Genomic DNA, 7719 nt, shown 5'->3' with positions numbered 1-7719 from the left:
ACTCTTCCTGGATGATGCGCAGGATTTGCAGCGCCGAGCTTTCGGTGTCGCGGATATGGCCGGAGCCGCCGCAACGCGGGCAGGGAATCGAAGCACCTTCGTTAAGCGCCGGACGCAGGCGCTGGCGGCTCATTTCCATGAGGCCGAATTTGCTGATGGTGCCGAACTGCACGCGCGCGCGGTCCTGGCGCAGCGCATCGCGCAGGCGGTTTTCAACGTCGCGGCGGTTGCGCGACTCTTCCATGTCGATAAAGTCGATGACGATCAGGCCGCCCAGATCGCGCAAACGCATCTGGCGCGCAACTTCGTCGGCGGCTTCGAGGTTGGTGCGGGTGGCGGTTTCTTCAATGTCGCCGCCCTTGATGGCGCGGGCCGAGTTGACGTCCACCGACACCAGCGCTTCGGTGTGGTCGATCACGATGGCGCCGCCAGAAGGCAACTGCACGGTGCGTGCATAGGCCGACTCGATCTGGTGTTCGATCTGGAAGCGCGAGAACAGCGGTGCGTCATCGCGGTAGCGTTTGACGCGGTGCTCGTGCTCGGGCATCACGTGGGCCATGAACTGGCGCGCCTGCTCGTAGACGTCGTCGGTGTCGAACAGGATGTCGCCGATGTCGCTGTTGAAGTAGTCGCGGATCGCGCGAATCACGAGGCTGGATTCCTGGTAAATCAGGAAAGCGCCCTTGCCGCCTTTGCCGGCACCGTCAATCGCGGTCCACAGCTTGATCAGGTAGTTCAGGTCCCACTGCAGTTCGGCGGCACTGCGGCCAATGCCGGCGGTGCGCGCAATGATGCTGGAGCCGGCCGGGTATTCCAGCTGGTCCATGTTTTCCTTGAGCTCGGCCCGGTCTTCGCCTTCGATACGGCGGCTGACGCCACCGCCGCGCGGGTTGTTGGGCATCAGCACGACATAACGGCCGGCCAGCGAGACAAAGGTGGTCAGGGCGGCGCCCTTGTTGCCACGTTCTTCTTTTTCGACCTGGACCAGGATTTCCTGGCCTTCGCGGATCACGTCCTGGATGCGTGCCTGGCTGACGGATACGCCCTGGGCGAAGTATTGCTTGGAGATTTCCTTGAACGGCAAAAAGCCGTGGCGGTCTTCACCGTAGTCGACAAAACAGGCTTCGAGCGAAGGCTCGACGCGTGTCACGACGGCCTTGTAGATGTTGCCCTTGCGCTGTTCGCGGCCTTCAATTTCAATTTCGTAGTCGAGGAGTTTTTGTCCATCGACAATGGCCAGGCGGCGTTCTTCCGACTGGGTGGCATTAACCAGCATGCGTTTCATGGGTTTTCCTTCGTTCTTCTGTTCTCAAACATCACTGCCCAAAAATTGGGCAAACGACGCCGGAGCAGACGCTGTGCGAACGTGGGGAATTGCCGGAGAGCTTTTGACGAAGCTACGGCGACTGAAAAAATCAGTCGCTGAACAGTCTGGGCGTAGGCGCGTGGATGGGGTGAGCCGGGGTCTGACAGGTGTTCGCTACCAAAACAGTAGCTGCTTGCGCCCGCAGGACAAGGGCTGACGGCTGATTTATGCCTGAAAGCGGGGCAAAAATGCGCCGCAGGCATAAAAAAATCAGTGCTGCCAGTGTTGTCAAGAGGCTACCCATGTATAGACCAGATTTCACCTGGATCCGTATGCAGCCTGCGGGGCTGCACACATCGTATTCCGTAGTTGTATTCGCATAACGTCGACTCGTCTGCACTGCATATTTCCGCCGCGGGGTGCCTGGCACCGTGCGCTTGCGGGTATCTGCCGCCAGTGGCATCGACCTTCCAGCAAGGCTGTTGGCAGTGGCTTGATGAGTGTGTGGACTAAACTCCCAGACAAATCAACCACTTACAGCTTGTCGCTAGTGAAACACATTATAGGCGCAGGTTCAGCCAAAACACGGCGTCCGGGTAAACCCCCGGCGGCGCCAGTGGCTGTCCGCGCCGCTGCTCCCGCCTTGTCTCCCGCACTGCCGGTGCTGCCCGAAAAATCGGAAGATCCGGCCGGCAAAACCGCGCCCCAAGCCACACTGGTGACCGTGGACGCCGATTTTGCCGGCCAGCGCCTGGACAATTTTTTGATCCGCCAGCTCAAGGGCGTGCCAAAAACCCATGTTTACCGCATCATCCGCAGCGGTGAGGTGCGCATCAACAAGGGCAGGGCGCATGCAGACACCCGGGTGGAAGCCGGCGACGTGGTACGCCTGCCGCCGGTGCGTACTTCGGAGCGGGCCGATGACAAGGCGCGGGCCATGGCGATGGAAGTGGCCCGGCACGGTGCTGCCTCCACGGTGGGTGGTTTTGCGCCTTCGCGTGAATTTCCCATCCTGTTTGAAGACGAACACGTGCTGGCGATCGACAAGCCTGCCGGCGTGGCCGTGCACGGCGGCAGCGGCGTGGCGTTTGGTGTGATCGAGCAGCTGCGCATGGCGCGGCCGGAGGCAAAATTCCTGGAGCTCGTGCACCGGCTGGACCGCGAAACCAGCGGTGTTTTGCTGGTGGCCAAAAAACGCATGGCGCTGAAAAACCTGCAGGAGCAGTTTCGCGAGCGCGAAACCGACAAGATTTACCTCGCGCTGGTCAGCGGCGTCTGGGCGGCCAACAAAAAAGTGCTGGATCAGCCGCTACAAAAATACCTGCTTCCTGATGGCGAGCGCCGCGTTCGCGTGGTGGCCAAAGAGCATCCCGACGCCATGCGCGCGGTGACGCTGGTCAAGGTCGGCTCCGCGCTGGGCTTGGCAGGGCGCGACTTCACCCTGCTGGAAGTCACCATCAAGACCGGCCGCACGCACCAGATCCGTGTGCACCTGGCCAGCGCCGGCCACCCGATTGCCGGCGACGATAAATACGGTGATTTCGAGCTGAACAAGGCCTTGCAAAAAGAAGCGGATGGCGCGTTCCTCAAACGCATGTTTCTTCATGCCTGGCGGTTAAAGTTCACCCATCCATCCAGCGGCAAACGCATCGATTTGCTGGCCGCGCTGCCCCTTGATCTCGAGAGTTTCATTGCCCATGCCAAACCCCAAGCCTTCGACCTTTGACCTGATTGCCTTCGACTGGGATGGCACGCTCTTCGATTCCACCAAAATCATCGTGCGCTGCATCCAGGCGGCGGTGCGCGACGTGGGAGGCGCCGTGCCCACGGACGAGGCGGCCGGTTACGTGATCGGCCTGGGCCTGATGCAGGCGCTGGCGCATGCCGCACCGGACGTGCCGCCTGAAAAATACCCCGAGCTCGGCGCGCGCTACCGTCACCACTATATGGGCCACCAGAACGACATCGTCCTGTTTGAAGGTGTGCTGCCTCTGCTGGACGCGCTGAAGGCACGCGGCCATCTCCTGACCGTGGCGACGGGCAAAAGCCGCCGCGGGCTGGACGAAGCCTTGCAGGCTGTGGAGCTCAAGAATCGTTTTGACGGCTCGCGCACCGCGGACGAAACCGTAGGCAAACCGCACCCGCGCATGCTGCACGAATTGATGGAAGAGTTTGGTGTCAGCCCCGAACGCACATTGATGATTGGCGACACCACGCACGACCTGCAGATGGCACTGAACGCCGGCTGCGCCAGTGTGGGTGTCAGTTACGGTGCGCACGAAACCACCGGCTTTAATGCGCTCAAACCGCGGTTTGTGGCGCCCACCGTTGGCGATCTGCACGCCTGGCTGGTGGATAACGCTTAGTTGGTGCCTGGTTTTCCACCGTCCATGCCCCATCCCGCCGCCAGCCTCATTCCTCTGTGCCTTGCGGCAGAGCTTGCCGACAGCGGTGATGCTGTGCCCTTCGACGTGAACTATGCGGGCCAGACCTGCCGCGCCTTTGCCATCCGCTTCGAGGGCCGACCCCATGCCTATCTGAACCGCTGCACCCATGTGGCGATGGAGCTGGACTGGCAGCCCAACCGCGTGTTCGACGCCAGCGGCCAGTGGCTGCTTTGCGCCAGCCACGGCGCCGCCTACCGGCCGGACACCGGAGAATGCAGCGGCGGCCCCTGTCAGGGCGGGCTGGTCACAATTGATGTTTCTGAAGCGGACGGCCTTGTTTTCTGGCACACGTCCTACAAATTAAAAACCGTGGAGTTCTAAACTACCCTTATGAATGATTCAAACCGCACCGACCCTTCCGACGTTTCCGACTTCGATCCAAATCGGGCTTCAGCCCTTGAGGGACGGGCGCAAGCAGCTCCTGAAACCATAGCGGGTCGCAGCGCTGGCGTTGATGTTTCCAGCCCCGGCTGGGAGCGCGTGACGCTTGAAAAATTGGCTTTTGCGGCCCTCAATGAGCAAAAAGCCACGCGCCGCTGGAAGACCTTTGTGCGTCTGTCCTGGCTGGCTTTTTTCATCTTTCTGGTCTGGTTTGCACTGTCTCGCGGCGCATCGTCCAATAACGTCAGCGTGCCACATACGGCGGTGGTCGAGATCAAGGGCGAAATTGCAGACGGTGCCGACGCCAGCGCCGAATTTGTCAACGCAGCCCTGCGCGCCGCCTTTGAGGACGAGGGCGCCAAAGCCGTGGTGCTGCTGATCAACTCCCCCGGTGGCAGCCCGGTGCAGGCCGGCATGATGAATGATGAAATTGTTCGCCTCAAGGCCAAGCACAACAAGCCGGTGTATGCGGTGGTGGGGGAAACCTGCGCCTCGGCGGCGTATTACATCGCCGCTTCAGCCGACAAGATCTTTGTGAACAAAGCCAGCATTGTCGGCAGCATCGGCGTGCTGATGGACGGCTTTGGGTTCACCGGCCTGATGGAGAAGCTGGGCGTGGACCGCCGCCTGATGACAGCGGGTGAAAACAAGGGTTTCCTGGACCCGTTCAGCCCGCAGACCGAGCAGCAGCGTGCCTATGCGCAGACCATGCTGAACCAGATCCATCAGCAGTTCATCGCCGTGGTGAAGAATGGACGCGGCAAGCGGCTCAAGGAAACGCCAGAGATGTTCAGCGGCCTTTTCTGGACCGGCCAGCAGGCCATCGAGCTGGGGCTGGCTGACCAGTTGGGTTCGCTCGATTATGTCGCGCGCGAAATCGTCAAGACCGAAGAGATCATCGACTACACGCGCCGCGAAAACGTGGCTGAACGCCTGGCCAAGAAATTTGGTGCTGCCATAGGCGCGGGCGCCATCCAGACGCTGAAAGCGATTCCCTCGATTCGTTGAATGGCCCCCACGGTCGTTCGCTTCGCGTAACTCCCTGCCCCCGAGGGGGCCCCTGCTTGAAGTGAAAGCCCCAAGTTCGCTTGCTTCGCTACCTGCCCCGAGAGTGGTTGCTGAAGCTGGCCTTCACCTCCCCACGCTTTCAGCGCCCAATACAAAACACTGTTGGCAAGGCTAGCGGCGCGGTAGGTTTGTCGCGTTTCCAGGTGCTCGCTGAAGCGCTGCGCGACCATGCGCCAGGCAGGCTCAGGCCGCAGCTCAAGGCCAACCGCGTACCCGGCTGCAGCGTCTGCAGCAGCGCCTGCAGCAGCGCGGCATTGCGGTAAGGGGTTTCAATAAAAATCTGGGTCTGGCCAGTCTTCAGGGCCAGCGATTCCAGCTCGCGTATGCGCTGGCTGCGCTCGCCCCCGTCCTGCGGCAAGTAGCCGACAAACGCAAAGTTCTGGCCATTCAGGCCGCTGGCCGCCAGTGCCAGCACCAGCGACATGGGCCCGGCCAGCGGCACGACCTGCAAGCCCAGGTCGTGCGCGGCACGCACCACTGACGAGCCAGGGTCGGCAATGGCTGGCATACCGGCTTCGCTGACCAGCCCCATGTCCTGCCCTGCCAGGGCCGGCGCCAGCAAGGGCCGTGCGTCGAAATTGCCGCCGTGGTCGCCCTTTTTGTGCACTTCACGCGGCAACTCCTGGATCTGCTGTGCCTGGATGGGCTGCTGCAGCGGCTGCACCTCGCCTACCCGCTTGAGGTAGGCGCGCGTGCTCTTGGCGTTCTCGCAAATCCAGCAGGAAAGCGTCGCGGCGATCTGCAGCGTGCCCAGCGGCATGACGTCTTGCAAAGGAGCTTGCGTGTCGCAACCGAAGTCCAGCGGCGCAGGAACCAGGTAAAGCCGTCCTTTGGGCGCGGCTGTCATGCGGGCTCCTGGCGGGCCGGCAGCAGCGCAATGCCTGCTGCCCGGAGCATGCGACAGGTGCGGATCAGGGGCAAGCCGACCAGCGCGGTGGGATCGTCGTTTTCAATGGCTTCGAGCAAGGCGATGCCCAAGCCCTCGCTTTTGGCGCTGCCGGCACAGTCGTAAGGCTGTTCGGCCTGAAGGTAGTTTTCAATGTCCTCGTCGCTGAGCGTGCGGAACTGCACCTTCACTGCCGCCAGGTCGGTTTGCTCAAACCCGGTTTGCAGGCACACCACAGCAACGGCAGTCTGGAACACAACACTTTGGCCGCTCATGCGGCGCAACTGGATCACGGCATTGGCATGGTTGCCAGGCTTGCCGAGCGGCTGACCCTGCAGGTCCGCCACCTGGTCGGAGCCGATCACCACAGCCTCCGGGAAGTTGGCGGCCACTGCCCTGGCTTTGGCCAAGGCCAGTCGCCGGGCCAGTGTCGCGGGGGCTTCACCCGACAGGGGGCTTTCATCCACGTCAGGCGAAACGACCTCAAACGGCGTCTGCAGGCGTTGCAGCAATTCACGCCGGTAGGGCGAAGTCGAGCCCAGTATCAGCGGGCGTTTCGCGATGGGGGCGATACCGGTGCGGGCATCGGGGAGAGGTGCAGGGTTCATGCTGCGATTCTCTTACACTGCCTGCATGTCCAGACATCTTCATGCCCAGCGCCTCAACATGCAGGCGTTTGCCCAGGAGGGCAAGCCCCTCATCGAACTTACCCCGCTATCAACTTTGGAGCGCCTTGCGCAGGAGTTGCATGCGCCGGAGCCCGATCTGGCTGTCAGCTGGCAAGCCAGGGCCGAATTGCGCCCTCATGCTGGCGCTGAAGACGAGGTTTGGCTGCATCTGCAAGCCCAGGCAACACTGCCGCTGACCTGCCAGCGCTGCATGGGCGCGGTTCCCGAAGCGCTCCAGGTGGATCAGTGGTACCGCTTTGTGGCAGATGAAGACATTGCTCTGGCTGAGGATGACCAGTCTGAAGAAGACCTGCTGGTCATGGTGCCGCAATTCGACTTGCTGGCCGTGCTGGAGGACGAGCTGCTGATGGCTTTGCCCCTGGTTCCCATGCACGAAACCTGCCCTGTGACGCCGGTGTTCAGCGCGGGCGAGAGTGAACTGGATGGACAAGAAGACGCCAAACCCCACCCCTTTGCTGCCTTGGCCCAGCTGAAAAAGGGCAAGTAGGCCTTTTGGCCTCGTCTGGTCCCGCAAAACCTTTGTCTGGGATGCTTTCAAGCGGTTCTGGTGCTGACTCAAAACTGCCTTGGCAGAGGGCAACTGGAAAAATTGGCCGTATCAGGCTATAATCAAAGGCTTGGCGTCGCATCCCCCGTGGGGCTTGCAGCGTAATTACCAACCCTATACCCCCTCAGGAGCGGATCATGGCCGTCCAGCAGAACAAAAAATCACCTTCCAAGCGCGGCATGCACCGTGCACATAACGCTTTGACCGTTCCGGGCATTGCTGTCGAATCCACCACCGGTGAGACGCATTTGCGCCATCACATCAGCCCCACTGGTTTTTACCGTGGCCGCAAGGTGCTGAAAACAAAATCCGAAGCGTAATCCCGCGCTTTAACGACTGGCCCGCACTCATCCTGCGGGCCTTTGTTTTGTTGAATTCCCATTTTCTGACTGCGC

General features: G+C 61.4%; 9 protein-coding genes. 6 read left to right on the top strand and 3 right to left on the bottom strand.

From position 1 onward, the window contains the following. Window positions 1-1285, bottom strand: a 1285-nt coding sequence (locus tag ABI660_RS15500) for an Rne/Rng family ribonuclease (protein ID WP_348069628.1), incomplete at its 3' end; no start/stop codon positions are given. A gap of 637 nt (window positions 1286-1922) precedes the next feature. Here ABI660_RS15500 and ABI660_RS15495 point away from each other — a divergent pair. Genes ABI660_RS15495 through ABI660_RS15480 form a run of 4 tightly spaced genes read left to right on the top strand, consistent with a single transcriptional unit; the run spans window position 1923 to window position 5142 of the window. Next, entirely contained in the window at window positions 1923-3032 is a 1110-nt protein-coding gene (locus ABI660_RS15495) for an RluA family pseudouridine synthase (protein WP_348069626.1), read from the top strand. After that, the gene (locus ABI660_RS15490; protein ID WP_348069624.1) at window positions 3004-3672 is read left to right on the top strand and encodes an HAD-IA family hydrolase; all 669 of its coding nucleotides are present in this window, start codon (window positions 3004-3006) and stop codon (window positions 3670-3672) included. Before ABI660_RS15495 ends, ABI660_RS15490 begins: the two co-directional genes overlap by 29 nt. A 24-nt stretch (window positions 3673-3696) precedes the next feature. After that, on the top strand, window positions 3697-4074 hold the full coding sequence (locus tag ABI660_RS15485; protein ID WP_348069622.1) for a Rieske 2Fe-2S domain-containing protein: 378 nt from the start codon (window positions 3697-3699) through the stop codon (window positions 4072-4074). A 9-nt stretch (window positions 4075-4083) separates the two neighbouring features. Beyond that, a complete protein-coding gene (locus ABI660_RS15480; protein ID WP_348069620.1) occupies window positions 4084-5142 on the top strand; it encodes a S49 family peptidase in 1059 nt (352 codons plus the stop codon). 139 nt (window positions 5143-5281) lie between these two features. On the opposite strand, the gene ABI660_RS15475 is transcribed toward ABI660_RS15480, so the two are convergent. Then, entirely contained in the window at window positions 5282-6049 is a 768-nt protein-coding gene (locus tag ABI660_RS15475; protein WP_348069618.1) for an SAM-dependent methyltransferase, read from the bottom strand. Next, entirely contained in the window at window positions 6046-6696 is a 651-nt protein-coding gene (locus ABI660_RS15470; RefSeq protein WP_348069616.1) for a Maf family nucleotide pyrophosphatase, read from the bottom strand. The genes ABI660_RS15475 and ABI660_RS15470 overlap by 4 nt, the downstream gene beginning before the upstream one ends. A gap of 25 nt (window positions 6697-6721) precedes the next feature. On the opposite strand from ABI660_RS15470, the gene ABI660_RS15465 reads away from it, so the two are divergent. Together ABI660_RS15465 and rpmF are read left to right on the top strand one after the other, a co-directional pair. Beyond that, window positions 6722-7264 (top strand): YceD family protein, encoded by a 543-nt coding sequence (locus tag ABI660_RS15465; protein WP_348069614.1) that lies wholly within the window; start codon window positions 6722-6724, stop codon window positions 7262-7264. A 197-nt stretch (window positions 7265-7461) separates the two neighbouring features. Beyond that, window positions 7462-7644, top strand: a complete 183-nt coding sequence (gene rpmF / locus ABI660_RS15460; RefSeq protein ID WP_096669354.1) for a 50S ribosomal protein L32 — start codon at window positions 7462-7464, stop codon at window positions 7642-7644. Window positions 7645-7719: the final 75 nt, after the last annotated feature.

This window comes from Polaromonas sp., assembly GCF_039930745.1.
Taxonomy (GTDB): Bacteria; Pseudomonadota; Gammaproteobacteria; order Burkholderiales; family Burkholderiaceae_C; genus Polaromonas.
This window is presented reverse-complemented; position numbering and strand designations above follow the sequence as displayed.